This window comes from Micromonospora sp. LOL_013, assembly GCF_048060315.1.
Lineage (GTDB): Bacteria > Actinomycetota > Actinomycetes > Mycobacteriales > Micromonosporaceae > Micromonospora_E.
In genome coordinates this window covers 21,960-46,956 of the sequence record NZ_JBHMIQ010000002.1, presented here as the reverse complement: position 1 = coordinate 46,956, position 24,997 = coordinate 21,960, and the positions used below count along the sequence as shown (strand labels likewise).

Below are 24,997 nucleotides of genomic sequence, written 5' to 3'. Positions count from 1 at the left end.
GCCTCTATGGCGACCGCACGTGACGCAACCGGCCTCCAGGGGGCAGGATGGTCAGCAGAGACCTATCCCACACACAACTGAGGGAACGCCTGTGGCCACGGAACGCAAGCGCCCGGTGATCAGCGACGGCCTGCCGAGCCAGCTTCCGGACATCGACCCTGAAGAAACCAGCGAATGGGTCGAGTCACTCGACGGAGTGATCGACGAACGCGGCGCCAAACGCGCCCGCTACGTCATGCTGCGCCTGCTCGAACGGGCTCGGGAGCGTCAGGTCGGGGTGCCGCCACTGACCACCACCGACTACATCAACACGATTCCGCCGGAACGCGAACCCTGGTTCCCCGGCGACGAGATGATCGAGCGGCGGATCCGCGCGTACATCCGGTGGAACGCCGCGGTGCTGGTGCACCGCGCGCAGCGGCCGGAGATAGGCGTCGGTGGCCACATCTCCACGTACGCCAGCGCGGCGTCCCTCTACGAGGTGGGGATGAATCACTTCTTCCGTGGCAAGCAGCACCCCGGCGGCGGTGACCACATCTTCTTCCAGGGGCACGCCTCCCCCGGCATGTACGCCCGCGCCTTCGTCGAGGGCCGGCTGTCGGAGCAGCGCCTCGACGGCTTCCGGCAGGAGCTGTCGCACGCCGGGCTCGGCGGCGGCCTGCCGTCGTACCCGCACCCGCGACTGATGCCGGACTTCTGGGAGTTCCCCACCGTCTCGATGGGCCTCGGCGCGATCAACGCCATCTACCAGGCCCGGTTCAACCGGTACCTGCAGCACCGGGGCATCAAGGACACCTCCGACCAGCATGTGTGGGCGTTCCTCGGCGACGGTGAGATGGACGAGCCGGAGTCGCTCGGCGCGATCGGGGTGGCCGCCCGCGAGGAGCTGGACAACCTCACCTTCGTGATCAACTGCAACCTGCAGCGGCTAGACGGCCCGGTGCGCGGTAACGGCAAGGTGATGCAGGAGCTGGAGGCGTTCTTCCGGGGTGCCGGCTGGAATGTGATCAAGGTCGTCTGGGGTCGGGAGTGGGATCCGCTACTCGCCGCGGACACCGACGGCGCGCTGGTCAACCTGATGAACACCACGCCGGACGGCGACTACCAGACCTACAAGGCCGAGTCCGGCGCGTACGTACGGGAGCACTTCTTCGGCCGCGACCCGCGTACCCGCAAGATGGTCGAAGGGCTGTCCGACGACGAGATCTGGAACCTCAAGCGCGGCGGACACGACTACCGCAAGCTGTACGCGGCGTACAAGGCAGCGACCGAGCACACCGGCCAGCCGACGGTGATCCTGGCCAAGACGATCAAGGGCTGGACGCTCGGCGAGCACTTCGAGGGCCGCAACGCCACCCACCAGATGAAGAAGCTGACCCTGGACGACCTGAAGACCTTCCGGGACCGGCTCTACCTGGACGTGCCGGACGAGCAGTTGGAAGCCAACCCGTACCTCCCGCCGTACCTGCGCCCGGCCGACGATTCCCCGGAAATGACCTACCTGCAGGAGCGCCGCAAGGCCCTCGGCGGGTACGTGCCGACCCGGCGCACCGCCGCCCGCCCGCTGGCGGTGCCGGGCAGTGAGCGGTTCAGTGACGTCAAACGCGGCTCCGGCAAGCAGAAGGTCGCCACCACGATGGCCTTCGTCCGGCTACTCAAGGACATCATGAAGGACCGCGAGTTCGGCAAGCGGTGGGTGCCGATCATCCCGGACGAGGCGCGGACGTTCGGCATGGACTCGCTGTTCCCGACGCATAAGATCTACTCACCGCACGGGCAGAAGTACACCGCGGTGGACCGGGAGCTGTTCCTGTCGTACAAGGAGTCGACCGCCGGGCAGATCCTGCACGAGGGGATCAACGAGGCCGGGTCGGTGGCGTCGTTCACCGCCGCCGGCACGTCGTACGCCACCCACGACGAGCCGATGATCCCGCTGTACATCTTCTACTCGATGTTCGGCTTCCAGCGCACCGGTGACGCGTTCTGGGCGGCGGCCGACCAGATGGCCCGCGGCTTCGTCCTCGGGGCCACCGCCGGGCGGACCACGCTCAACGGCGAGGGCCTGCAGCACGAGGACGGTCATTCGCAGCTGCTCGCCGCAAGCAACCCGGCGGTGGTCGCCTACGACCCGGCGTTCGCGTTCGAGATCGCCCACATCGTGGAGAACGGCCTGCACCGGATGTACGGAGAGTCGCCGGAGAACATCTTCTACTACCTGACGGTGTACAACGAGCCGATCGTGCAGCCGGCTCAGCCGGACGGGCTCGACGTGGAGGGCCTGCTCAAGGGGCTCTACCGGTACGCGGCGGCACCGCAGGTGAGCCGGGCCGACGGCGGCGAAGCGCCCCGGGCGACGATCCTCGCCTCCGGCACCGGTATGCAGTGGGCGCTCAAGGCGCAGCAGCTGCTCGCCGAGGACTGGGGGGTGGCCGCCGACGTGTGGTCGGTGACCTCCTGGACCGAGCTGCGTCGGGACGCGGTGGCCTGCGAGGAGCACAACCTGCTCAACCTGGGCGGTGAGACGCGGGTTCCGCATGTACGCACGGCGCTGGCCGACGCACCGCAGTCGGTGGTCGCGGTCAGCGACTGGATGCGGGCGGTGCCGGATCTGATCGCCCGGTGGATTCCGGGCGACTACACCTCGCTGGGCACCGACGGGTTCGGGTTGTCGGACACCCGGCACGCGTTGCGGCGCCACTTCCATGTCGACGCCGAGTCGGTGGCCGTGGCGACGTTGCGGCAGTTGGCGTTGCGCGGCGAGGTGCCGGCCGAGGTGCCGACTGGCGCCGCCAAGAAGTACGCGATCGACGACGTCAACGCCGCTCCGGTCGGGGAGACCGGCGGCGACTCCTGATCGATCCACGGCCGACCACGGCCGACGGGCCCTGGCGGGTGACCGCCGGGGCCCGTTCGCGCGGTCGGGTCGGTCAGCAGATGTTGGTCCGGTCGCCGGCGCTGGCGGCGTGCCGGGCGGCGGCCAGGTCGGACAGGCGCCCCAGGGAGGTCTCCAGGTCGGCACCGACCCGGTGCTTGCCGAGTCGCAGCAGGGTCGCGCTGACCTGGCCGGCCGGCCACCGTACGACGGTCAACCGCACGGCGGTGCCGTCCCCCTCCGGGGTGAGTTCGACCTGCACCTCGGTACGGGCCTCGGCTCGCAGGCCGGGGCCGGCGGCGCGTTCCCGCCAGGCGATCAGCTTGGGCGGCTGGAACTCGATGACCTCGGCGTCCGCGGCGGCGCCGTCCGAGGTGTGCACCCGCATCCGGCGGATGTCGCCGCCGATCACCTCGGCCTGGCGGACGCCGGCGAGCCAGTCCGCCAGCAACGCGGCCTGCCCGACCACCTCCCAGACGGTGTCGATCGGGGCCTCCGCCCGTCCGCTGCGTTCGATGAGGATCATCTGCCTGCCTGTCTCTGCCTGCTCGTCCTGACAGGCGCAGCCTAAATCACATTCTCCACAAAAGGTGCAGACTTCGCTGTTCGCCCGGCCGGCACCGCGACCGCCGCACGCCGACCGGGGCCGACCGGAGCCAACGGCAGTGACCGGACCTGGCCGTCGGGCGGGGATCGGCCGCCCGTAGGCTGGGGCCGTGACGGTACGCGTACGCTTCGCCCCATCCCCCACCGGTATGTTCCATGTCGGCGGTGCCCGGTCAGCACTGCAGAACTGGATCTACGCCAAGCAGCACGGGGGCGTGTTCGTACTTCGGGTGGAGGACACCGATGCGGCCCGCAACCGCCCCGAGTGGATCGAGGGGATCCTCAGCGCGCTGGACTGGATCGGCATCCGTCGTGGTTCGTACGAGGGGCCGTACTTCCAGTCGACCAACGCCGGCGAGCACCGCGCGGCGGCCGACCGGCTGCACCAGTCCGGGCGTGCCTACTACTGCGACTGCGCCCGCGCCGACGTGCAGGCCCGCACCGGCAGCGAGTACCGCGGGTACGACGGGTTCTGCCGCGACCGGGGTCTCGACGCCGGTGCTGGACGGGCCCTGCGGTTCCGCACTCCGGACACCGGCAGCACCACGGTCGTCGACCTGATCCGCGGCGAGCCGACGTTCGAGAACCAGTTGATCGAGGACTTCGTCATCGCCCGGGGCGACGGCTCACCGGTCTTCCTGCTGGCCAACGTGGTCGACGACATCTCCCAGGGGATCACCCATGTGATCCGCGCCGAGGAGCACCTGCCGAACACCCCGAAACAGCAACTGCTCTGGGCAGCACTCGGGGTCAAGCCACCGGTCTGGGCGCACGTACCGGTGGTCGTCAACGAGAAACGCCAGAAGCTGTCCAAGCGCCGCGACAAGGTGGCGCTGGAGGCGTACCGCGACGAGGGGTACCTCGCCGACGCGATGCGCAACTATCTGATGCTGCTCGGCTGGGCGCCGAGCAACGACCGGGAGATCGTGCCCTGGTCGGTGATCGAGGAAGAGTTCCGGCTGGAGGGGGTGAACCCGTCCCCGGCGTTCTTCGACGAGCGAAAGCTACGCGCCTTCAACGGCGAGTACATCCGGGCGCTGCCGGTCGAAGACTTCATCGCTGCCTGCCAGCCCTGGCTGACCGGGACTCCGTCGGCACCGGCGCCGACCGGCAGCGGTATCGCGCCGCCGCCGTGGCGGGCGACCGACTACGACCCGACGACGTTCGCGGCGGTCGCCCCGCTCGCTCAGACCAGGATCGCCGTACTCAGCGAGATCGTCGCCAACGTCGATTTCCTCTTCCTCGACGTCCCGGTGATCGACGACGCCGCGTGGGCAAAGGCGATGAAGGACGGCTCGGCCGACCTGCTGGACGCGACGATCGCCGCGTTCGCGGCGCTGCCGGACTGGTCCGCCGAGCCGTTGAAGGCGGCCCTGGAGCAGGTCGGCGCCGGTCGTGGCCTCAAACTCGGCAAGGCCCAGGCACCGGTACGGGTCGCGGTGACCGGCCGATCCGTCGGGCTACCGCTGTTCGAGTCGCTGGAAGTCCTCGGGCCGGAGCGCACGTTGCGTCGGCTGCGCGACGCGCGCGCCCGGCTCGACTGACGCTGCGACGGTCAGGTCAGGTGCTACGGCGGCGGACGAAGAACGCTCCGGCCGCCACGGCGACCAGCAGGACGACGGCACCGACCAGCCACGGCCACCAGGGCGTCGACTCGGTGGAGCTGGTCGCCTGCGGAGTCGGCGCCGGGGTCACCTCCGGTGTCGGTTCGGCGGCGGTGGGGCTGGGCACCCCGGTCGGTGACGGATCAGCGGTCGGCTCGACACCGACCGTCAAAGTGAAGGCAAGTGTGCCTTTGACCCAGTGCCCATCAGTAGACAACACATTGTAGTCCACTGTGTATTCGCCGACGGGTCCGGGACGGAACGGCACGCTCACCGCCTTGCCGTCCACTACGGGCGCCCCGGTGGACGCCGCAGCGCCGTCCGGACCGGTCACACTCAGTTCGGTCTGCTCCTGGTTGAGATTGGCCAGAAAGGTGAGGCGGACCGTCTCGGGTGCCTGCGCAAGCTCCGCGCCGTCAGCCGGATCGCTCCCAGTCAGCACGTTGTGCGCCTGGGCCGGTGCTGCCCCGAGCAGCACCGCGAGCATCCCGACGAACACCGCGAGCAACACCCCTGGTACGCGTACCACCCTGTCCCCCACCTGTTGCGATCGCCCGATACGATCGGTCGCCAGACAACGTACCGGGCCGCCATCGGCCGACCTCCCTGGTTGGTCGGTCACCGGTCGTCGATAGTTCCCGAAAAATCCGTCCAGCGGGTGCAACCGTCCAGGGTCATGCGGAGTCTCTCACAGTGAGGGTCCGCGCCCCCGCCCGCCGCTGATTACGTCGGGCAGCCATCGGGTAGTGAGCACATCGACTAGGGACCTGACCTCCGCGGGGCGAGGGAGTTGACCATGGGACAGCGGGCAGCCAGCCGTCTCTTAGCGGCCGGTGCGCTGCTCCTGGCATTCGGCACGTCCATTTTGTCGGCGAACCGGGTGTACGCGGCACCACCTGCACCAACGACCGTCACCATCGAAGGTGACGACCTGCCGGAGCCGCTCGCCGTGCACGCCGACGCCGACGCCGAGTTGTTCGCGGCCGTGCTGAGCCAGGTCAGCTGGCTCACCGGACCGGGTCAGACCAGTTCCCCGGAGCCGGGTGACCTCGGCCCGAAGTACCTGGTCGTGGTCATGGTGGCGGACGAGCCACACCGCACCTACGAGCTGTATCCGCTGGCCGAGGGTGGCCCGCGCGCGTTCCGACCGGCGGAGCAGCCCGGTGACGGCAAGACCACGGCCGGCTGGTTCTTCGGCCGGCTGACGATGTCCGAGACGCTGCGGGCGGCCGGCGCACCGCTGCCGGCCCGCCCGGACAGCATCAGCGGTGGCATCGGCGGCGGTGAACGGGTGATCCCGGAGGACGCGCTCAACCCAGGTGAGGACATCGACAAGATGCTCACCGACCTGCGACAGGTCATGATGCTCAACGCCGCCGTGGTAGTCGGCATCACCCTGGGTATCGCGGGGATCGCCCTGCTGGTACGCCGCCGGACCAGGTGACCGGCCGGGCCGTGCAGGTGACCGGCCGGGCCGTGTCAGCACCAGCGGTGCGGCGGGCGTTCCCGACGTACCACCCGGGAGTTCGGCCGGACCCCGAGGTGACGGTGCGCGCTCGCCCAGCCCCGTTGCCCCGCGCAGCAGGTCGACGGCGGCCGCGGGTCGGCCGGGCCGCCCCGGCCGGTTCCCTGCCCGGTCAACGTCCGACCGGGTGACGGTTGGTCCCGCTCCCCCGGATGGTCCCGCTCGACGCCGCCGCTGTGGCCAGCCCCCAGGTACGCCATCACGAACTCCTCACCTCGCACGAGCCGTCCCGAGACGACACCTTGCCAGGTACCAGGCCGGCCGCCGCCGGCCCCCCCGCCCGTGGTGACCAGAGGCGGGCAGCCAGCGCCACCACCGTCACCGCCGCCAAGGCGCCGCCGATCACGTCGACCGGCCAGTGCGCGAGCAGCACCAGCCGGGTCGCCGCGATGAACAGCGCGCCAGCTCCGGCGAGCACCGCCACCAGCAACCGCCCGGTACGCCGTACCCCGGGCCAGACCAGCAGGACGACCGCGAACGCCGCAGCCGCGGCGTTGGTGGTGTGCCCGCTGGGGAAGCCGTTGGCGGCGATCGTCACGAAGCCGTCCGCCGGGCGGGGCCGGTGCAGCAGCCACTGCCCCAGTTGCCAGCTGACCGGGGCCGCGACGGTCACCGTCGCGCAGAACCAGGCCCGGGGCCGGTCCCGGCGCAGGGCGAACAGGGTGGTCGCGGCGACTCCGACGGCCAGGAACGACAGCGTCGCCGCCAGATCGGTGGCGGCCCGCAGGACCGCCACCAGCGTCGGCCGGTCGGCGGCGTAGGCCCGCAGCCCGTCGGTCACCGGGGCGTCCAGTCGGGCGACCAACGCGGGAGCCACCACCAGACCGGTGGTCAGCGCCGCGAGGACGAGCAGGGCCAGCAGCGGTACGACCAGCGGCGGACGGGCGATCATCAGCACATGTTGGCACGGCCGGCGCGGGCGTGCCCGCTGGCCGTGACACCCTGACGGGGTGGCGACCAAGCGCAACGACGCCGGGCTCACCGCGACCCTGCGTCGTATCGAGCGGTCGGCCGGGGCACTGGCGACCGCGAGCGTGGCCCGGATGGACGAGACCCTGCCCTGGTTCCGGGAGCTGCCCGCCGACCAGCGTTCCTGGGTGATGGTGATCGCCCAGGCCGGGGTGCGGTCCCTGGTGGAGTGGCTGCGCGACGGTGGCGGCGCGAACGGGAGCCCGCAGGAGGTCTCCGACGAGGTCTTCGCCGCGGCGCCGCGGGCGCTGGCCCGGTCGATCAGCCTGCAGCACACTGTCGCCCTGATCAAGGTCACCATCGACGTGGTCGAGGCGCAGGTGCCGCACCTGGCCGCGACCGGCGAGGAGTCGCTGCTGCGCGAGGCGGTGCTGCGGTTCTCCCGGGAGATCGCCTTCGCCGCCGCCCGGGTGTACGCGCGGGCGGCGGAGTCGCGCGGCGCCTGGGACGCCCGGCTGCAGGCGCTGCTGGTCGACGCGCTGCTGCGCGGCGACTCGTCGGACGTGCTGGCCAGCCGGGCCGCCGCGCTGGGCTGGACCGATGCCTCGCCGGTGTCGGTGGTGGTGGGGCGGTCACCGGGCGGCGAGGTCAGCGCGGTTCTGCAGATCGTCTACCGGGCCGCCCGGCGGATCGGGGTGGAGACGATCGGCGGCGTGCACAATGACCGGCTGGTGGTGGTGCTGGGCGGGGCGGCCGATCCCGCGGCGGCGACCGGCAAGCTGCTGAGCGCGTTCGGCGCCGGCCCGGTGGTGGTCGGACCGATGGTGGCCAGCCTGGACGAGGCGACCGAGTCGGCTCGGGCGGCGCTGGCCGGATACCGAGCGGCGCCGGCCTGGCCGGCGGCGCCCCGCCCGGTCGCGGCGACCGGTCTGCTGCCGGAGCGGGCCCTCGCCGGTGATCCCGAGGCCCGCCGTCGGCTGCGCCGCGACGTGTACGGAACCCTGGTCCGGGCCGGCGGGCAACTGCTGGAGACCCTGGACGCGTTCTTCGCCGCCGGGGCCGTGCTGGAGGCGACAGCGCGGGCACTGTTCGTACATCCGAACACGGTGCGTTACCGGATGCGGCGCATCGGTGAGGTGACCGGGCTGTCGCCGTTCGCCGCCCGCGACGCGTACGCGCTGCAGATGGCCCTGGCGATCGGCCGGCTGGATCCCCCGCCGCTGCTGCGCACCTCGCCTGACTGAACGCGCTTCCGAGCAACATTTGCGGGCAAAAGACGTGCACATCCGACGATATTTGTAGGAATCCTCCAACGGCGGTAGTGCGGATTGGTATCTCAGCGCACCCAAGTGACCCGTGGGTATCAGGAAGAGTCATAGCCGTGCTCGCCGTACTCTCCCCCGGCCAGGGGTCCCAGAAGCCCGGCTTCCTCACCCCGTGGCTCGACCTGCCCGGCGCCGAGGCCCGCCTGCGGTGGTGGTCCGCGCTCGCCGGGGTCGACCTGGTGCACCTCGGCACCACCGCCGACGCCGACGAGATCAAGGACACCGCTCGCACCCAGCCGCTGCTGGTCGCCGCGGCCCTGCTCGCCGCCGAACACCTGCCTGGCGGATTACCGGCCGGGCACCGTCGGGGCGGGCTGTACGACGTCGCCGTCGTCGCCGGTCACAGCGTCGGCGAACTCGCCGCCGCGTCGCTGGCCGGGGTCCTGCCCGCCGAGTCGGCCATCACGCTGGCCGCGGTCCGGGGCCGGGAGATGGCCGCCGCCTGCGCGCTGGAACCCTCCGGGATGGCCGCCGTGCTCGGCGGCGACCGGGACGAGGTGCTGGCCGCGATCGACCGTCACGGACTGCACCCGGCGAACCACAACGGAGCCGGTCAGATCGTGGTGGCCGGAGCCACCGGCCAACTGGAGAAGTTCGTCGCCGAGCCGCCGGCCCGGGTCCGGGTGGCGGTGCTGCAGGTAGCCGGGGCGTTCCACACCCCGTACATGGCCCCGGCCGAGCAGGCGCTCGCGAGCGTCGCCGCCGGGATCATCCCGGCCGACCCCACCCGAATTCTGCTGTCCAACCTGGATGGCGCGGCCGTCGACCACGGCCGGGAACTGCTGCAACGCCTCGTCCGGCAGGTGACCGCACCGGTGCGCTGGGATCTGTGCATGCACACCCTGGCGGACCTCGGTGTCACCGGAATACTGGAGCTGCCACCGGCCGGCACCCTCGCCGGTCTGGTCAAGCGGGAGTTCAAGGACCGCGGCGTGCCGGAGATCGTCACCCTGAAGACCCCGGACGACCTGCCTGCGGCGCGGGCCCTGATCGCCCGGCACGGAATGGCCCCCAGCCACGAGCCCACCAGGCAGTTCCGGATCGTCGTGTCGGCCAGCGCCGGCACCTTCGAACCAGCTGCCGGACTCGCCGAGGGCGACCCGCTCACCGCCGGTCAGATCATCGGACACGTCACCACCCGGCAGGGTCCGGTCGAGGTCGCCGCACACGACGCTGGTGTGCTCACCGAATGGCTCGCCCACCACGACGACCCGGTCGCACCGGGCCAGCCGCTGGCCCGGATCAGCGGTTCCGCACTGTGAGCGCGCGCCCCGACAGCGCGCCGGGAAAGGCAGCAACCATGACCGGATCGCAGATCGTGGCACTCGGGCACTACCAGCCCTCCCGGGTGGTCACCAACGACGAACTCGCCCAACTGGTGGAGACCGACGACGCCTGGATCCGGGACCGTGTCGGTATCGTCACCCGCCGGATCGCCGACTCGGAGACCGTCGCCGACATGGCCTCGGCGGCGGCCGAGAAGGCGCTGGCCAACGCCGGCCTCACCGCGGTCGACATCGACCTGGTGGTGGTAGCGACCTGCACCGCCATCGACCGCAGCCCGAACGTCGCCTGCCGGGTCGCGGCCCGGCTCGGCATCACCGCCCCAGGCGCGTACGACATCAACACCGCCTGCTCGGGCTTCAGCTACGCGCTCGGCACCGTCGACCACGCCGTACGGGCCGGTGCCGCACGCAACGCCCTCGTCATCGGCGCGGAGAAGCTCTCCGATTTCACCAACTGGACCGACCGCTCCACCTGCATCATCTTCGGCGACGGCGCCGGTGCCGCCGTGGTCACCGCCACCGGCGGCAACGAGCCGGCCGGGATCGGACCGGTGGTCTGGGGCTCGGTTCCGGACAAGAGCGACGCGGTACGCATCGAGGGTTGGCGGCCGTACATCGAGCAGGAGGGCCAGTCGGTGTTCCGGTGGGCGACCACCGCGCTCGCCCCGTTGGCCCTGCAGGCCTGCGAGCGCGCCGGGGTCGACCCGACGGAAATCGCCGCCTTCGTCCCCCACCAGGCAAACGCCCGGATCATCGACGGCATCGCCAAGCGGCTCGGGATGCCCGGCGCGGTCGTCGCCAAGGACATCGTCGAGTCCGGAAACACCTCGGCGGCCAGTGTGCCGTTGGCGCTGTCGAAGCTGGTCGAGCGGCGGGAGATCCCGTCCGGCGCCCCGGTGCTGCTGTTCGGCTTCGGCGGTGGACTCACCTACGCCGGGCAGGTCGTCCGCTGCCCGTAAGCTCCTACCGCCCGCTCCGAGGTGGAGCGGGCCGCCCGCCGATCCGGCAGGCATCATTGGTTCAACCGAGAGGAAAGTAGAAACCCATGACCCGTGACGAGATCACCGCCGGCCTCGCCGAGATCCTCGAAGAGGTCGCCGGGGTCAACCCGGACGACGTGGCCGGCGACAAGTCGTTCACCGATGACCTGGACGTCGATTCGCTCTCCATGGTCGAGGTCGTGGTGGCCGCCGAGGAGAAGTTCGGCGTGAAGATCCCGGACAACGAGGTGCAGAACCTCAAGACCGTCGGCGACGCGGTCGCCTACATCGAGACGCAGGCGTGACGATGGTCGACGTCGTCGTCACCGGGCTCGGCGCGACGACCCCGCTCGGCGGGGACGTCGCGGCGACCTGGGATGCCATGCTCAACGGCAAGTCCGGAGTCGACAAGCTCACCCACGACTGGGCCGCGCAGCTGCCGGTCCGGATCGCCGCCGAGTTGGCGTCCGAACCCGCCGAACGGTTGGACCGGGTCAAGCTGCGCCGGCTGGACCGATCCGAGGCGATCGCGCTGATCGCCGCAGGTGAGGCGTGGACGGACGCTGGGCTGGACGACGCCGGCGTCGACCGGGAACGGCTCGGCGTCAGCATCGGTTCCGGCATCGGCGGCGCGCTCACCCTGCTCGCCCAGGACGACATCCTGGAAGCCTCCGGGCCCCGACGGGTGTCGCCGCACACCGTACCGATGCTGATGCCCAACGGCCCGGCCGCCTGGGTCGGGTTGGAGTTCGGTGCGCAGGCCGGCGTCCACTCGGTCGCCAGCGCCTGCGCGACCGGCGCGGAGGCGATCGCGCTCGGCCTGGACATGATCCGGGCCGGCCGGGCCGACGTGGTGATGGCCGGCGGCACCGAGGCCGTGGTGCACGGCCTGCCGATCGCCGGTTTCGCCGCGATGCGGGCCATGTCCACCCGCAACGACGACCCGGAACGGGCGTCGCGACCATGGGACAAGGCCCGCGACGGGTTCGTCCTCGGTGAGGGTGCCGGCGTCGTGGTGCTGGAACGGGCCGAGCACGCGGCGGCCCGCGGCGCCCGGGTGTACGCCCGGCTCGCCGGGGCCGGGCTCACCTCCGACGGGTACGACATGGTGCAGCCGCACCCCGAAGGGCTCGGCGCGGCCCGGGCGATCCGGCTGGCCCTCGCCGACGCCGGAGCATCCGGCGGCGACATCGTGCACGTCAACGCGCACGCCACCTCGACCCCGGCCGGCGACCTCGCCGAGCTGGTGGCGCTACGCGAAGCGATCGGCGACCACCCGGTGCTGACCGCGACCAAGTCGATGTCCGGCCATCTGCTGGGTGCGGCCGGCGCGTTGGAGTCGATCGCCACCATCCTGGCGATCCGCGACAGCGTCGTCCCGCCGACAATCAACCTGGACGACCCGGACGACCAGCTCGACCTCGACGTGGCAGCGCAGAAGGCTCGACCGATGGACGTACCCGCCGCGTTGAACAACTCGTTCGGATTCGGTGGGCACAACGTCGCGCTCGTCTTCACCCGGGTCTGATAGCCGACCGGGTCACGACGACAGCCGGCGGCGCTCCGGCCCGCCACGGCCGGAGCGCCGCTGGCGCCTGGTCGACGCGCGTTGTCAGCCGGTGCAGCTGGTGGCGGGCAGGGCGGACACTGGCACCGGCAACCGGCCGGGCGCCGGTACGGCACCCCGCAGTACGTCGGCCAGCGCGGACATCGACGCCGGGCTCGAGGAGTAGGTGGCCAGCAACGTCGCGGACCGGGCCTCGGCAAGCAGGTGCGGGGTGTCCATGGCAACAGTCACCGCCGCGTCGACGTTCAGGTCGGACGGGCCGTCGCCGTAGCCGACCAGGTGCACGACCGTACCGCCCTGGCCGACCACCTCGACGCCGGCGGCGCGCAACTCCTCGATCAACAGCGCCCGGGTACGCTCCCGGCCACCCGAGGCGGTGACGGTCACCGGCCCGTCGACCCCGGCGCAGTTCCCACGCACCTGGGTAACGGCGGCGGCGGCCAACCGCCGGGCGGCTGCGTAGTGGTCTTCGGCACCGAGCACCGTCATCGGCGGGGTGGGCTCCTCGGCGAGCCGCTGTTTGAGGGTCAGCACCCGGGTGACCGCCTGCACAAGTCGCGCCCGGGGCAGTGACCCGTCGCGCAGCGCGGCGAGCAGACCCTCGTATGCGGCCGTCACGTCCGGCGGCATGAGGATCAGGTCGTTCCCGGCGTTGATCGCCGCGACGGCCGCGTCGCCGGGCGACAACACGCGGGCCGGCGCCATGTTCATCCCGTCGGTGACCACCACCCCGTCGAAGCCGAGTTCGCCGCGGAGCAGGTCGGTGAGGACCTTGCGGGAGAACGTCGCCGCCACCCCCGGGTCGACCGCCGCGACGTCCAGGTGTCCGGACATCACCAGGCCGGCGCCGGCGTCGATGCCGGCCACGAACGGCGGCAGGTCGGCGGCGACGAGAGCGGTCCGGTCCTGGTCGAGCACGGGCAGGTCGCCGTGGGAGTCGACAGCGGTGTGGCCATGCCCCGGGAAGTGCTTGAGGGTGGCCGCGACGCCGGCCGCCTGCAGGCCGCGGACGGCGGCGGCGACCTGTCCGGCTGCCGCGTCCGGGTCGGCGCCGTACGACCGGGAGCCGATCACCGTGCTGTTCACCCCGAGGACGTCGGCTACCGGCGCGAAGTCGACGTTGACGCCGAGCGCCGCGAGTTCGGTACCGGCCGCCCGCCAGGCCGCCTCGGTCAGCTCCGGCTGCCCGGCCGCACCGGCTGCCATCGCGCTGGGCAGCAGCGTCACCCCCTGGTTGATCCGGGTGACGATGCCGAACTCCTGGTCGGTGCCGATCAGCAGCGGCAGCTCGCCGACGCCGTCGGGCAGCTCGGCGGCGGGCAACCGCCCGGCGGCGTCCTGCAGCCCGGTGGTCAGCTCCCGCACCTGGGTGGTGCTGTCGACGTTGGTGGTGGGTTGGTTGCTGCCGGTCGGGTCGTCGGCCGAGAAGCCGACCAGGATCAGGCCACCGACCCGGTAACGGTCGATCATCTCAGCCGGGGTGTCGACTCCGGCGAGCTGCTGGTTACCGGCCGCCGACCCCGGCGAGACCTCGGTCGCGGACGCTCCGTACGCGTACGGCATCAGCACCTGACCGACCAGGTCCTCGTCACTGAGAGTCGCGGTCAGCTGGGCGGCCGGCGACGCTGCAGGGCTGGCTTTCGGTTCGCCGGAAGGGCCTTTTGGACTGCTGGGAGTGCTGGCTTCAGGCCGGTCGCCGGGTCCGGCGCAGCCGCTGGTGACACCGAGGATAGCCAGCAGAACGGAGGCGATGGTTACGCGGGGTGAGGGGAGCACACCGGCCATCCCATCAGGCTACGGTCGCGGCGGCAACCCGTGGCCGGCTGGCGTAGGTTCGTGCCCGGCTCACCCGGCCGGGTCTCTCACCCGGTGACCGGGTCAGCCCACCCGGGTGAGCAAAGTCACCGGCGCTCCTTCACCGGCGTGCCGGTACGGCTCGAGTTCGGTGTCCCAGGCGGTGCCCATCGCCTTGTCGAGGGCGTGCGCGACCGCTTCGGGAGCCGGCGACGCCGCGATGATCGCCCGGATCCGGTCCTCGCCGAGCTGGATGTCCCCGGCCGCCCCGATGGTGGCCCGGAACAGGCCGCGACCGGGTACGTGCATGAACCGCTCCCCGTCGGCACCCGGGCTGGGTTCCTCGGTGACTTCGAAGCGGGTCATCGGCCACTGTCGTAGGGCAGCGGCCAGCTCGGCCCCGGTCCCCGCCCGGCCGGTCCAGCTGCACTCGGCACGTCGGCCGTTCGGATCAAGCGGCTGAGCGGTCCAGTGCAGGTTTACCGGCGCGACAAGGACGCGCGATATCGCCCATTCGACGTGAGGGCACACGGCGAGCGGGGTCGAGTGGACGTATACGACGCCACGCGTTGGCACGGTGACCTCCCGGAGAGCGAGGTGCGTCTTCCCCTACGACCTCGACCACCGGGCGGTGGGACCAATGATGACTGGTGTGACGGGTGATGCGCCAGTTAATCGGCGAACTGGTCACGGAAATTGTCGCCGCCCGACTCCTCGGGTCCGCCCCGCCGCTGGGAATGCCGGCTCCGGGTGCGTCGTTGTCCCTGCTGGTCGGCCGGAAACCATGGCCGAGCGCAAGGTGGCCGAGCCGATCTGCGGCCAGCCGTCCGGTAAGATGAGGGCGGCGTATGCCCGACACCCAACGAACCCGTTCGTGTGATCAGCCGCACCGCCAGCCCTGCCCGTACCACCAGACTTGCCCGTACCACCAGTCCTGTCCGTACCGTCAGTCCTGCAAGGGAGTCCCCCCGTGGCGAGCAACACCTCCAAGACCGCGCGCGCGTCAGTCCGCGCCGGCCAGGCCGGTCAGGGTGGTGCCCTGAGCGTCCTCGGCGAGTTCAAGTACCTGATCCCGCTCAACGGCGGCAAGCACGCCTATGTCCGCAACCTCACCAACGGGAAGACCGCTCACCTGCGTACCGACTCGGACGCGTTCGTGGAGGAGATCCGGTCGCTGGCCGGTGCCGGCCACGCCGCGAAGATCCGGTTGGAGATCAACGCGCTGGCGGCCGCCCACCCGGGTCACGGCTGGGAGCTGACCGAGAAGCGGCTCGTCGAGGCCGGGGTCTTCGAGGCCTGAGCATGATCTGACGGGTCGGCGACGACCCGGACCTTGGACGGCCCCGCCGGGCGACACGCCCGGCGGGGCCGTTTCCGTCGCTGGTGGTGGCGGTGGCTGCTCAGTTGAGCAGTTCCACCTGACCGTTTCCGAGGTCGTAGACCCCGCCGGTGACGTCGATCCGCCCGTCCGCGAGCGCCGCGGCGAGCAACTCCACCTGCCGCAGCCGATGCACGGTCCGCCGCACATTGGCCCGTACTGCGAGGGGCTGCACGTCGGGGTGCCCGACACCGACCTCGGTCACCGCCGGAGCGATCTGCTCCACCAGGTACCCGATGCTGCCGGCCGGGCGGCTGCCGGTGCGTTGCGCGCTGATGGTCGACGCCACCGCTCCGCACCGCTCGTGTCCGAGCACGATGACCAACGGCACACCCAACGCGCCGACGGCGAACTCGATCGACCCGACGATCGCCTGGTCCAGCACCTGAGCGCCGGACCGTCCGACGCAGATCGAGCCGAAGTTCTGATCGAAGATCGCCTCCAGCGGCACCCGCGAGTCGATGCAGCCGAGCACGAACGCGATCGGATGCTGCTCGCCGAGCGCCGCGCTGGCCGCAGCCGCCGACACGTCGTGACCGTGCCGTGGTCGTCCGGTGACGAAGCGCTGGTTGCCGGCCAGCAGCTCAGCCAGCGCCTCGGCCGGGCCGGGGTGATCGGGTGGTGGCGGGCCGGACGGACGCGGTGCCCGGGAGTCCGGCATCGGGAACGACGGTGACGACATGGTTGCAGCGTGGCGTGCTACTGGCCGGTCGGGAAGGCAGTTGCGAGTCTTCTCACCGTGCTGGTTCCAGATCCGACCTACCGGGGTGCGTCCAAGTCGGGACCGCCAGCGACATCGGCGGCGGTGACGAACGGTGGGCAGGCCTCAGAAGTTCAGCGTCCGGCTACCGGACGGAGCGGTGCTGCGCGGGCGGTCGAGCGGCCCGGGCGCTGCGGAACTGGCGCCCGGTCGCCCGGCTGGTCCGGCTCTACGAGGTGCCCGGAGCCGGCGTGCTGGCCAGGTGCGGCACCTGGCGACCCCATCCGGGCTCGGCAGGGCGGAGCGCGGTCGCCGGGTGCCCCGGGAGCCGGCACCGGGCTGGCGCGCGGACGGTAACGTCGTTAGGCTGCCGGGTCCGATCACGTGACGGGGTCACCACGCTCCGCCGTCGCTGCCCGGCGCCGTGACCGTCCGCCGACGGACCGGCCGCCCTGCCCCGGCCGGCCCGCCCTCGCCCAGGAGCCGCAGCGTTGACCGACGCCACCACGTTGGACCAAGAAATCGCCGCCGAGCAGCGGCACGTCGACCGGGTCTACGCCCGGTTGGCGCAGCTACGCCAGGACGCGGTACGCGCCGAGCGGGACGGCTACCGCCTCGCCCGGGTGGGCAACGTCGGCGCCCTGGTGGAGCGCGACGCGATGGTCTTCCACGCGGCCCGGCGGCGGCATCTGCTCGACGCCGAGCACGAAGGGCTGGTGTTCGGCCGGCTCGATCTACGCGACGGCGCGGTGTTGCACGTGGGTCGGCTCGGCGTGCGCGGCGAGCGGGCCGAGCCGCTGCTGATCGACTGGCGTGCCCCGGCCGCCGCCGCGTTCTACCAGGCGACGCCGGCCCGACCGCGGGGCGTGGTGCGGCGGCGCACCATCCAGTCCCGGGGCGAGCGGGTCACCGGCGTCTCCGACGATCTGCTCGATCCGGCGGCCGCGCCGGCCGGGATGCGGGTGGTCGGCGACGGCGCGCTGCTGGCCACCCTGGCCCAGGCCAAGGGACGTGGGATGCGCGACATCGTGGCCACCATCCAGCAGGAGCAGGACCAGGCGATCCGGTCGCCCGCCACCGGGGTGACGATCGTCTCGGGCGGCCCTGGCACCGGCAAGACCGCGGTCGCGCTGCACCGGGCGGCGTACCTGCTCTATTCGGACCGGAGCCGGTTCGCTGGCGGCGGCATCCTGGTCGTCGGCCCGACCGGTGTCTTCGTCGAGTACATCGCCGCGGTGCTGCCGGCCCTGGGCGAGGAGAGCGCCACCCTGAGGTCGTTGGGGTCGCTGCCACCGGGAGTGTCGGCGACCCGGACGGATCCAGCGGCGGTCGCCGTGCTGAAGGGGTCACTACGGATGCGGCGGGTACTGGAACGGGCGGTACGTGACGCGGTACCGGACGGGCCGACCGAGCTACGCCTGCTCTACCGGGGGCAGTTGCTGCGGCTGCGCGGCCCGGAGCTGGACGGCATCCGAGCCCGCGCGCTGCCCCGGGGCGCACGGCGCAACGAGGTCCGGCGGGCCGGTATCGACGGGTTGTTCGAGGCGTTGTGGGCGCAGGCCCGGCAGTTGGTGGCCCCGGCCCGGCTGCCCGGCCAGGCCGAGTTCGAGGACGAGTTGTCGGACCGGGACGATTTTCGGGACTTCCTGCGGGCCTGGTGGCCCCGGCTGCTGCCGCGACACGTGCTGGGCTGGCTGGCTCGGCCGGACCGGCTGCGTCGGTACGCGCGGGGAGTGCTCGACCCGGCCGAGATCACGGTGCTGGCCGATTCGTTCGGTGACCTGGCGGACAACGGGCTGACGATCGCGGACGTGGCGCTGCTGGACGAGTTGGACGAACTGCTCGGCCGGCCACCCCAGCCCCGCCGCCGGCACCGGGATCCGTTCCAGATGGCCGGCGGGGTGCGTGAGGTGACGACCTTCGCCGACCGGGACCGGGCGGCCCGTGCCGCCGCCCGGGAGCGGCCGGCCGACTACCGGGAGTACGCCCACGTGGTGGTCGACGAGGCACAGGACGTGTCGCCGATGCAGTGGCGGATGATCGGGCGCCGGGGCCGGCTCGCCTCCTGGACAGTGGTCGGAGATCCGGCGCAGACCGCGTGGACCGGAGATCCGGCCGAGCTCGCCCAGGCCCGGGACCGGGCGTTGGGGCGGCGGCCGCAGCGGGAGTTCCAGCTGACCACGAACTACCGCAACCCGGCGGAGATCTTCGAACTGGCCGCCGAGGTGATCCGCGAGGTCGCTCCGGACGCCCCGTTGCCGACGGCGGTCCGATCGACCGGGGTGGCGCCGCGCCGGGACCGGGTAGCTGCGGCGGTGCTGCCGGCTGCCGTCCGTACCGCGACCGCCGAGATGCTGGCCGCCGTGGAGGGGACGGTCGGCGTCATCGCCGCGGTGGCCCGGCGGGACGAGGTCGCCGGCTGGCTCGGCGAGCTGACGACCTCCCGGCTACAGGTGGTGTCGAGCCTGCAGGCGAAGGGCATGGAGTACGACGCGGTGGTGCTGGTGGCCGGCGAGGAGATCCGTGCCGAGTCCGAGGCCGGGGTGCGCACGCTCTACGTCGCGCTCTCCCGGGCGACGCAGCGGCTGGTCACCATCGGCCTCGACCCGGAGTCGACTGCACATATTGCTATGTGAGCATTAGTCTACTGACGAGACGCCGGGCAACGGAGGGTGGCAGGCGTGGGAGTCGGACACGATCACAGCGCCGGGAGCACCGGCCAGCGACACTACGGGCGTCTCTGGGCCGCCTTCGCCCTGCTGGCGGGCTTCATGGTCGTCGAGGCGGTCACCGCGCTGGCCACCGGCTCCCTGGCGCTGCTGTCCGACGCCGGGCACATGTTCACCGACGTGCTCGGCATCGGCATGGCGCTCGCGGCGATAGCCGCGACTCGGCGACCGACCGGGGAGCCGCAGCGAACCTTCGGCCTCTACCGCCTCGAGGTGCTGGCCGCGCTGGCGAACGCCGTACTGCTCGCCGGGGTCGCGCTCTACGTCCTGGTGGAGGCGGCCCGCCGGTTCGCCGATCCAGAGCCGGTGACGGTCGGCCCGATGCTGATGGTGGCGGTCGCCGGACTGCTCGCCAACATCGTCGCCTTCGCCCTGCTGCGCCAGGGGGCCGGGGAGAGCCTCAACGTACGGGGCGCCTACCTGGAGGTACTCGGCGACCTGCTCGGCTCGGTGGGGGTGCTGGTGGCCGCCACGGTGATCGCCACCACCGGCTGGTGGTACGCCGACCCGCTGGTCGCCGTCGGTGTCGGGGTGTTCATCCTGCCGCGCACCTGGCGGCTGGCCCGGGCCGCGCTGCGCATCCTGGTGCAGGCGGCGCCGGAGCATGTGGAGGTCGCCCGGGTCCACCGCCGGCTGGCCATCGTGCCGGGCGTCTGCGACGTGCACGACCTCCACGTCTGGACGCTCACCCCGGGCATGGAGGTGGCCTCGGCACACCTGGCCGTGACCCCGTCGGCCGATATCGGCACGGTGCTGCGGGACGCCCGGACGGCCCTGCACGACGAGTTCGGTATCGAGCACGCGACGCTGCAGATCGAGCCGCTGGCCCCCGCCGACTCCTGCGGACCGGCCGACTGGTGATTAGCAGATGCTTAAGTTTCGTGACCTTACCGCGACGGTCACAGCCACGATATACGTATATTTCTGATTTTTCCAGACATAACATGGCTATCGATACCGGGACGACGACCCGGGGAGCCGGTAGTCTCGGCCCCGGTCTCCGCTCGGGCGGCGCCCCTCCGGCGCCCGCGGAGGCCGTCGCCTAATCGCCGTACGGCGAGCCGGGGAACCACGTACCTGGGGTGCATCCGCGTCACGCGGTAGGGATCTTCCGTCCCGAACCCGTCAGCTAACCCGGTCGGCGGCTGACGGAAGGAATGCACAGTGTCGCGCACAGTCCACAGAAAAACCCGATTCACGTTATTGGCGGCGTTGACCGCCGCCCTGATGGCCGTCACCGGCACCCCGACCGGCTCGCCGGCCGGAGCCGCCCTGCCCGCCAACCGGCCCGACCGGGTCGACAACGAGGGAGGCACCGACAGCCTGCGCAAGGAGCTCGATGCGGCCTCGAAGGGCTGGATCGACGCCAAGGCGGCGCTCAACCATTCGAAGGACCGGCAGAAGAAGCTGTCCGAGCAGCTCGACACGGTCGGTGCTGAACTGGAGCAACGGAACAGGAACGTCGGGCACATCGTCGACCGCGCGTACCGCAACGGCCGGCTCGGCCCGGTCTCCGCGCTACTCAACAGCACCTCGCCGGAAGGGTTCATCGACCGGGCGGCGGCGCTGAGCGCGGTGACCGCCAACGAGGAGAAGCAGCTCCGCGAGCTGTACCGTACCCGTGACCAGGTGACCAGGTCCAAGGCCGCGATCGAGCATGAGATCCGGGAGCAGCAGAAGCAGGTCACCATCATGGACCAGCGCCGGAACCAGGCGGAGCGGGCACTGGCCGTCGCGGTCGCCGCCGAGAAGCAGGCGGAGGAACAGGCGAGGCAGCAGGCGGCGGAGGAGGCCGAACGGGCGGCCGCCGCCAGCGGTTCCTCCGGCTCCGGGTCGTCGGGATCCGGGTCGTCGGGATCCGGTTCCTCCGGCTCCGGGTCGTCGGGATCCGGGTCGTCGGGATCCGGGTCGTCCAACGCGTCGGCGACCCCGGCTCCGCGCAACGCGAACGGTTCCTGGCCGGCCGAGTCGTGCAACGTCGACGACCCCACCACCTCCGGCTGCATCACGCCCCGTACGCTGCACGCCCTGAACCAGGCGAAGGCTGCCGGCTTCACCCGCTACGTGTCCTGCTTCCGCAACGGCAGCTCCGGCGAGCACCCCAAGGGCCGGGCGTGTGACTTCGCCGCCCAGCCCAACGGCTTCGGTGGAGTGGCGACCGGCGGTGACAAGAGCTACGGCGACAACCTCGCGAACTACTACATCAACAACGCCGACCGGCTCGGTGTGCTCTACGTGATCTGGTACAAGCGGATCTGGCTGCCCAGCAGCGGCTGGAAGACGTACAGCGGTGCGGGTGGCGACCCGTCCAGCGACCACACCAACCACGTGCACCTGTCGGTGTACTGACGTCGCGCGCATGGGGGCGGACGGCCACGTCGGCGGCCGACCGCCCCCATTTTCTATTCGCGACGGAATCAGCATACGGAGTTATTTGCGCAGCATCGGCAGACCGATCGGCATAACGACCGACGGCCACCGGCAACTATGCGAGAGCGCTCTACCACCACGCAGTCACACCCGGCTCACGCTGGGCACATTGCAGCTCGCGCGACTGAGAGAGCGCTCTCACAGTTAGATATATAGCAGCAGCGGTACGGCTGTCAACAGACCGCGACGACCCCGTGCCGGATGCACGAAACTTCATGTCGGGATATTGACAGAAGCCCGCATGTCTGGTGACCTCCTGGCAATAACTCATTAATGGTCGTGAAATTTTTCGCGATCGTGGACCGCGCCCTACCCAACCCGGAGGCACCATGAACCTGTCGATCCGTGGCGCGCGAACAGGTCGTACGCCGCGCCGGATCCTGGCAGCCACCACCGTGACGGCGCTGGCCGCCACCGGACTGATCTTCGGCGTACTGCGCACCGCCGACGCCGCCATCGTCGGCGCCGGCAGCTACACCACCACCCGTCCGGCGGGCGCGGCCGCCCCGACCGCCTGCGGCAGCATCTCCGCCAACCCCCGGCAGTACGTCACGGGCAGCGCCCCGGCTGGCGCGGTGCCGACCAACGACTGGTGGTCGTCGCTGTTGTTCAAGCGGTACAACTGTGCCTACTCCGACCCGCTGCACGCCCACCCGATGTCGTTCCAGCCGACCGCTGGCGGGCTCGGCGTCTCCTACACCACCGAGGCGGCGATCTCCGGCACGTCGACCGGCGTCGGCGAATACCACTACCCGTACACCCGGGAGTTCACCCTCGGCGTCGCCGGACTCAACGCCCCGGACGTCAAGGTCGACGGCTGGACCGACTGGACGGTCAGCCCGTACTGGTCCGACGGCACCCGTACCCTGCGCGCGACCGTCGGCCACGGCCTGCCGTTCGTATACGCCCAGGTCACCGGCGGCAACGCCGAGCTATCGTTCCCCGGCACCCCGACGGTCTGGCACCACAGCGGCACCCGGGTCGGCTTCTCCATGCGCGGCCACGACTACGTCGCCTACGCCCCCAGCGGAGCGACCTGGTCCGTCAACGGGACCACCATCAGCTCCACCCTCGCCGGCCGCAGCTACTTCTCCGTCGCGCTGCTGCCGACCGGCGCCGGCACCAGCGCCGCCCGGCGCACCGCGCTGATGGACAGCTACGGTCGGTACGCCCACGCTCACGTCACCGGCACCCGGGTCAGCTGGAGTTACGACCAGGCCGGCAGCACTGTCGACGCCACCTACAGCTTCACCACCACGGCCCGGGAGGGCTCCGCCACCGGCACGGTCGTCTCCCTCTACCCCCACCAGTGGAAGCACCTCGACGGCGGCAGCCCGATCGCCGAGACCTACGTGTCGGCCCGCGGCCCGATGCGCAACCTGGTCGGTGCGACGTCGTTCCGGACCGCGATGCGCTTCCACGGCGTACTGCCGGAGGTGCCGGCGGTGGCCACCAGCGTCGGGGCCGACCTCGCCACGCTCACCGCACACCTGGACCAGGCCGCGTCCGGCGACCCGCTCGCCGGCTTCGACAACGACACCTACTGGACCGGCAAGGCGCTCGGCCGGGCCGCCCGGCTGGCGGAGATCGCCGATCAGCTCGGCCGCACCGCCCAACGCGACCATCTGCTCACCGCCATCCGAAACCGGCTGACCGACTGGTTCACCGTCAGTCCAGGCAAGACGCAACGGGTGTTCTTTTACGACCAGGCGTGGGGCACCCTGGTCGGCTACCCCGCCTCGTACGGCTCCGACACCGACCTCAACGACCACCACTTCCACTACGGCTACTACATCGCCGCCGCCGCGACGCTGGCCAAGTTCGACCCCACCTGGGCGTCGACCAGCCAGTACGGCGGCATGGTCGACCTGCTGATCCGCGACGCCAACAGCTGGGACCGCAACGACCCGATGTTCCCGTTCCTGCGCGACTTCGACATCTACGCCGGCCACGACTGGGCCGCCGGGCACGGAGCGTTTTTCGCCGGCAACAACCAGGAGTCGTCCTCGGAGGGGATGAACTTCGCCAACGCCCTGATCCAGTGGGGACTGGCGACCGGCAACACCGCGATCCGCGACGCCGGGCTGTACATCTACACCACCCAGTCGGCGGCCATCCAGGAATACTGGTTCGACTCCTCGGACACCAACTTCCCGGCCTCCTTCGGCCACCGGTCGGTCGGGATGGTCTGGGGCGACGGCGGAGCGTACGCCACCTGGTTCAGCGCCGAGCCGGAGATGATCCAGGGCATCAACATGTTGCCGGTCACCGGCGGCTCGCTCTATCTCGGCTACCGGCCGGACTACATCGCCACCAACAGAAACGCGCTGGTCACCAACAACGGCGGCCCGCCGACGGTCTGGCAGGACATCCTCTGGTCGTTCCAGGCGCTGGGCGACGCCAACGGCGCCCTGACCGACCTGCGGGCGAACCCCAACTACCCGGTCGAAGAGGGCGAGAGCCGGGCGCACACCTTCCACTGGGTACGCAACCTGGCAGCGTTGGGCCGGGTCGACACCGGCGTCACCGCGAACACTGCCCTGTACGCGGTGTTCAACCGCAACGGTGCCCGCACCTATGTGGCGAGCAACATCAGCGCATCGCCGGTCACGGTCACCTTCTCCGACGGCACCCGGATGACCGTACCGGCCGGCCGGACCGCCACCACCGGGGCGCATACCTGGAGCGGCGGCAACGCTACCGGTGCCCCGACCACCCCGAACCCGTCACCGAGCCTGTCCCCCACGCCGCCGACCTCGCCCACGCCGGATCCGACCACCCCGCCGGTCACCTCGGACCTGTTCCATCTGCGGTCCGCCGGGGTGCTGAGCAACACCGCCGGAACGAACGCGACGACGGTCACGGTGCCGTCGGCCGGCGGGGCGAACCACGACGGTACGCCGCACAGTCCGGTCACCTTCCGGGCCTGCGGGTTGACCGGTGCGTACCGGTCGGTGGCCAGCACGTTCGACCTCCAGGTGGACGCAGGCACCTCGGTCGGTGCGGGCATCCAGGCCCGGGTGTCGTACGACTTCACCGGCTCCGGCAGCTACGGCCGTACGGAGACCTACCATTACTTCGCCACCGACCCGGTGCCCGGCACGGAGTCCTACCGGCAGGGCGCCGGACTGAAATCCGCCTCGGGTGAGTTCCGGGCGATGAGCAACGGGTGCGTCCGGCTGGAGTTGTGGAATGCGATCGGCAACGCACCGACCACGGTTCGGGTTGACGTGGCGAACGCCGACGCCGGTCCGTCGACCCTGCGGGTGCCGTTCCGGATCGGCTGATCCGA

Annotated in this window: 20 protein-coding genes and 1 riboswitch; of the genes, 13 read left to right on the top strand and 7 right to left on the bottom strand. The window is 71.3% G+C overall.

Going from position 1 to position 24,997, the window contains the following annotated elements:
- The first annotated feature begins 91 nt into the window (after nucleotides 1-91).
- Nucleotides 92-2,854, top strand: coding sequence for a pyruvate dehydrogenase (acetyl-transferring), homodimeric type (gene aceE / locus ACFHWS_RS02045; protein ID WP_416567520.1), 2,763 nt, complete (start codon nucleotides 92-94; stop codon nucleotides 2,852-2,854).
- A gap of 73 nt (nucleotides 2,855-2,927) precedes the next feature.
- Here the strand turns inward: aceE and ACFHWS_RS02040 are convergent, their stop codons facing one another.
- Nucleotides 2,928-3,398 (bottom strand): SRPBCC family protein, encoded by a 471-nt coding sequence (locus ACFHWS_RS02040; RefSeq protein ID WP_416556314.1) that lies wholly within the window; start codon nucleotides 3,396-3,398, stop codon nucleotides 2,928-2,930.
- A gap of 190 nt (nucleotides 3,399-3,588) precedes the next feature.
- Here ACFHWS_RS02040 and gltX point away from each other — a divergent pair, with 190 nt between their 5' ends.
- Nucleotides 3,589-5,022, top strand: a complete 1,434-nt coding sequence (gene gltX, locus ACFHWS_RS02035) for a glutamate--tRNA ligase (protein ID WP_416556313.1) — start codon at nucleotides 3,589-3,591, stop codon at nucleotides 5,020-5,022.
- Between the two features lie 16 nt (nucleotides 5,023-5,038).
- Here the strand turns inward: gltX and ACFHWS_RS02030 are convergent, their stop codons facing one another.
- A complete protein-coding gene (locus ACFHWS_RS02030) occupies nucleotides 5,039-5,611 on the bottom strand; it encodes a copper resistance CopC family protein (RefSeq protein ID WP_416556312.1) in 573 nt (190 codons plus the stop codon).
- Between the two features lie 267 nt (nucleotides 5,612-5,878).
- On the opposite strand from ACFHWS_RS02030, the gene ACFHWS_RS02025 reads away from it, so the two are divergent.
- Nucleotides 5,879-6,526, top strand: coding sequence for a hypothetical protein (locus ACFHWS_RS02025; RefSeq protein ID WP_278170509.1), 648 nt, complete (start codon nucleotides 5,879-5,881; stop codon nucleotides 6,524-6,526).
- 35 nt (nucleotides 6,527-6,561) lie between these two features.
- On the opposite strand, the gene ACFHWS_RS02020 is transcribed toward ACFHWS_RS02025, so the two are convergent.
- Nucleotides 6,562-6,807 (bottom strand): hypothetical protein, encoded by a 246-nt coding sequence (locus tag ACFHWS_RS02020; RefSeq protein ID WP_416556311.1) that lies wholly within the window; start codon nucleotides 6,805-6,807, stop codon nucleotides 6,562-6,564.
- Entirely contained in the window at nucleotides 6,807-7,499 is a 693-nt protein-coding gene (locus ACFHWS_RS02015) for a phosphatase PAP2 family protein (protein ID WP_416567519.1), read from the bottom strand. The genes ACFHWS_RS02020 and ACFHWS_RS02015 overlap by 1 nt, the downstream gene beginning before the upstream one ends.
- 58 nt (nucleotides 7,500-7,557) lie before the next feature.
- Here ACFHWS_RS02015 and ACFHWS_RS02010 point away from each other — a divergent pair, with 58 nt between their 5' ends.
- From ACFHWS_RS02010 to fabF, 5 genes are all read left to right on the top strand, one after another.
- On the top strand, nucleotides 7,558-8,760 hold the full coding sequence (locus ACFHWS_RS02010; protein WP_416567518.1) for a PucR family transcriptional regulator: 1,203 nt from the start codon (nucleotides 7,558-7,560) through the stop codon (nucleotides 8,758-8,760).
- A gap of 137 nt (nucleotides 8,761-8,897) precedes the next feature.
- Nucleotides 8,898-10,103, top strand: a complete 1,206-nt coding sequence (locus ACFHWS_RS02005) for an acyltransferase domain-containing protein (RefSeq protein WP_416567517.1) — start codon at nucleotides 8,898-8,900, stop codon at nucleotides 10,101-10,103.
- Between the two features lie 38 nt (nucleotides 10,104-10,141).
- Nucleotides 10,142-11,086 (top strand): beta-ketoacyl-ACP synthase III, encoded by a 945-nt coding sequence (locus ACFHWS_RS02000; RefSeq protein ID WP_416556307.1) that lies wholly within the window; start codon nucleotides 10,142-10,144, stop codon nucleotides 11,084-11,086.
- Nucleotides 11,087-11,172: 86 nt separating this feature from the next.
- On the top strand, nucleotides 11,173-11,412 hold the full coding sequence (locus tag ACFHWS_RS01995; RefSeq protein WP_123602866.1) for an acyl carrier protein: 240 nt from the start codon (nucleotides 11,173-11,175) through the stop codon (nucleotides 11,410-11,412).
- A complete protein-coding gene (fabF, locus tag ACFHWS_RS01990) occupies nucleotides 11,409-12,635 on the top strand; it encodes a beta-ketoacyl-ACP synthase II (protein ID WP_416556306.1) in 1,227 nt (408 codons plus the stop codon). The genes ACFHWS_RS01995 and fabF overlap by 4 nt, the downstream gene beginning before the upstream one ends.
- Nucleotides 12,636-12,719: 84 nt before the next feature.
- Here fabF and ACFHWS_RS01985 read toward each other — a convergent pair whose 3' ends face one another.
- Both ACFHWS_RS01985 and ACFHWS_RS01980 read right to left on the bottom strand, forming a co-directional pair.
- Nucleotides 12,720-14,459 carry a glycoside hydrolase family 3 protein gene (locus tag ACFHWS_RS01985; RefSeq protein WP_416556305.1) on the bottom strand — a complete coding sequence of 580 codons (1,740 nt, stop codon included), beginning with the start codon at nucleotides 14,457-14,459 and terminating at the stop codon, nucleotides 12,720-12,722.
- A gap of 93 nt (nucleotides 14,460-14,552) precedes the next feature.
- The gene (locus tag ACFHWS_RS01980; protein WP_416556304.1) at nucleotides 14,553-15,044 is read right to left on the bottom strand and encodes a DUF3145 domain-containing protein; all 492 of its coding nucleotides are present in this window, start codon (nucleotides 15,042-15,044) and stop codon (nucleotides 14,553-14,555) included.
- 394 nt (nucleotides 15,045-15,438) lie between these two features.
- Between ACFHWS_RS01980 and ACFHWS_RS01975 the strand changes: the two genes are divergently transcribed.
- Nucleotides 15,439-15,768 carry a hypothetical protein gene (locus ACFHWS_RS01975; protein WP_278170518.1) on the top strand — a complete coding sequence of 110 codons (330 nt, stop codon included), beginning with the start codon at nucleotides 15,439-15,441 and terminating at the stop codon, nucleotides 15,766-15,768.
- A gap of 100 nt (nucleotides 15,769-15,868) precedes the next feature.
- Here the strand turns inward: ACFHWS_RS01975 and ACFHWS_RS01970 are convergent, their stop codons facing one another.
- The gene (locus ACFHWS_RS01970) at nucleotides 15,869-16,528 is read right to left on the bottom strand and encodes a carbonic anhydrase (RefSeq protein WP_416556303.1); all 660 of its coding nucleotides are present in this window, start codon (nucleotides 16,526-16,528) and stop codon (nucleotides 15,869-15,871) included.
- A gap of 509 nt (nucleotides 16,529-17,037) precedes the next feature.
- Here ACFHWS_RS01970 and ACFHWS_RS01965 point away from each other — a divergent pair.
- The 4 genes from ACFHWS_RS01965 to ACFHWS_RS01950 all read left to right on the top strand — a co-directional run bounded on the left by ACFHWS_RS01965 (nucleotide 17,038) and on the right by ACFHWS_RS01950 (nucleotide 24,992).
- The gene (locus ACFHWS_RS01965; protein WP_416567516.1) at nucleotides 17,038-19,182 is read left to right on the top strand and encodes a HelD family protein; all 2,145 of its coding nucleotides are present in this window, start codon (nucleotides 17,038-17,040) and stop codon (nucleotides 19,180-19,182) included.
- Nucleotides 19,183-19,227: 45 nt separating this feature from the next.
- A complete protein-coding gene (locus tag ACFHWS_RS01960) occupies nucleotides 19,228-20,136 on the top strand; it encodes a cation diffusion facilitator family transporter (protein ID WP_416556301.1) in 909 nt (302 codons plus the stop codon).
- A 168-nt stretch (nucleotides 20,137-20,304) separates the two neighbouring features.
- Nucleotides 20,305-20,435: riboswitch (cyclic di-AMP (ydaO/yuaA leader) on the top strand.
- A gap of 4 nt (nucleotides 20,436-20,439) precedes the next feature.
- Nucleotides 20,440-21,624, top strand: a complete 1,185-nt coding sequence (locus tag ACFHWS_RS01955) for a coiled-coil domain-containing protein (protein ID WP_416567515.1) — start codon at nucleotides 20,440-20,442, stop codon at nucleotides 21,622-21,624.
- A gap of 410 nt (nucleotides 21,625-22,034) precedes the next feature.
- On the top strand, nucleotides 22,035-24,992 hold the full coding sequence (locus tag ACFHWS_RS01950) for a glycosyl hydrolase (RefSeq protein ID WP_416567514.1): 2,958 nt from the start codon (nucleotides 22,035-22,037) through the stop codon (nucleotides 24,990-24,992).
- Nucleotides 24,993-24,997: the final 5 nt, after the last annotated feature.

Bases quoted from the DNA above. Each gene is read 5' to 3' on its own strand.
- ACFHWS_RS02040 (WP_416556314.1), bottom strand. From the start codon at position 3,398: ATGATCCTCATCGAACGCAGCGGACGGGCGGAGGCCCCGATCGACACC.
- ACFHWS_RS02025 (WP_278170509.1), top strand. From the start codon at position 5,879: ATGGGACAGCGGGCAGCCAGCCGTCTCTTAGCGGCCGGTGCGCTGCTC.
- ACFHWS_RS02020 (WP_416556311.1), bottom strand. From the start codon at position 6,807: ATGGCGTACCTGGGGGCTGGCCACAGCGGCGGCGTCGAGCGGGACCAT.
- ACFHWS_RS02015 (WP_416567519.1), bottom strand. From the start codon at position 7,499: ATGATCGCCCGTCCGCCGCTGGTCGTACCGCTGCTGGCCCTGCTCGTC.
- ACFHWS_RS02000 (WP_416556307.1), top strand. From the start codon at position 10,142: ATGACCGGATCGCAGATCGTGGCACTCGGGCACTACCAGCCCTCCCGG.
- ACFHWS_RS01995 (WP_123602866.1), top strand. From the start codon at position 11,173: ATGACCCGTGACGAGATCACCGCCGGCCTCGCCGAGATCCTCGAAGAG.
- ACFHWS_RS01985 (WP_416556305.1), bottom strand. From the start codon at position 14,459: ATGGCCGGTGTGCTCCCCTCACCCCGCGTAACCATCGCCTCCGTTCTG.
- ACFHWS_RS01970 (WP_416556303.1), bottom strand. From the start codon at position 16,528: ATGTCGTCACCGTCGTTCCCGATGCCGGACTCCCGGGCACCGCGTCCG.
- ACFHWS_RS01950 (WP_416567514.1), top strand. From the start codon at position 22,035: ATGAACCTGTCGATCCGTGGCGCGCGAACAGGTCGTACGCCGCGCCGG.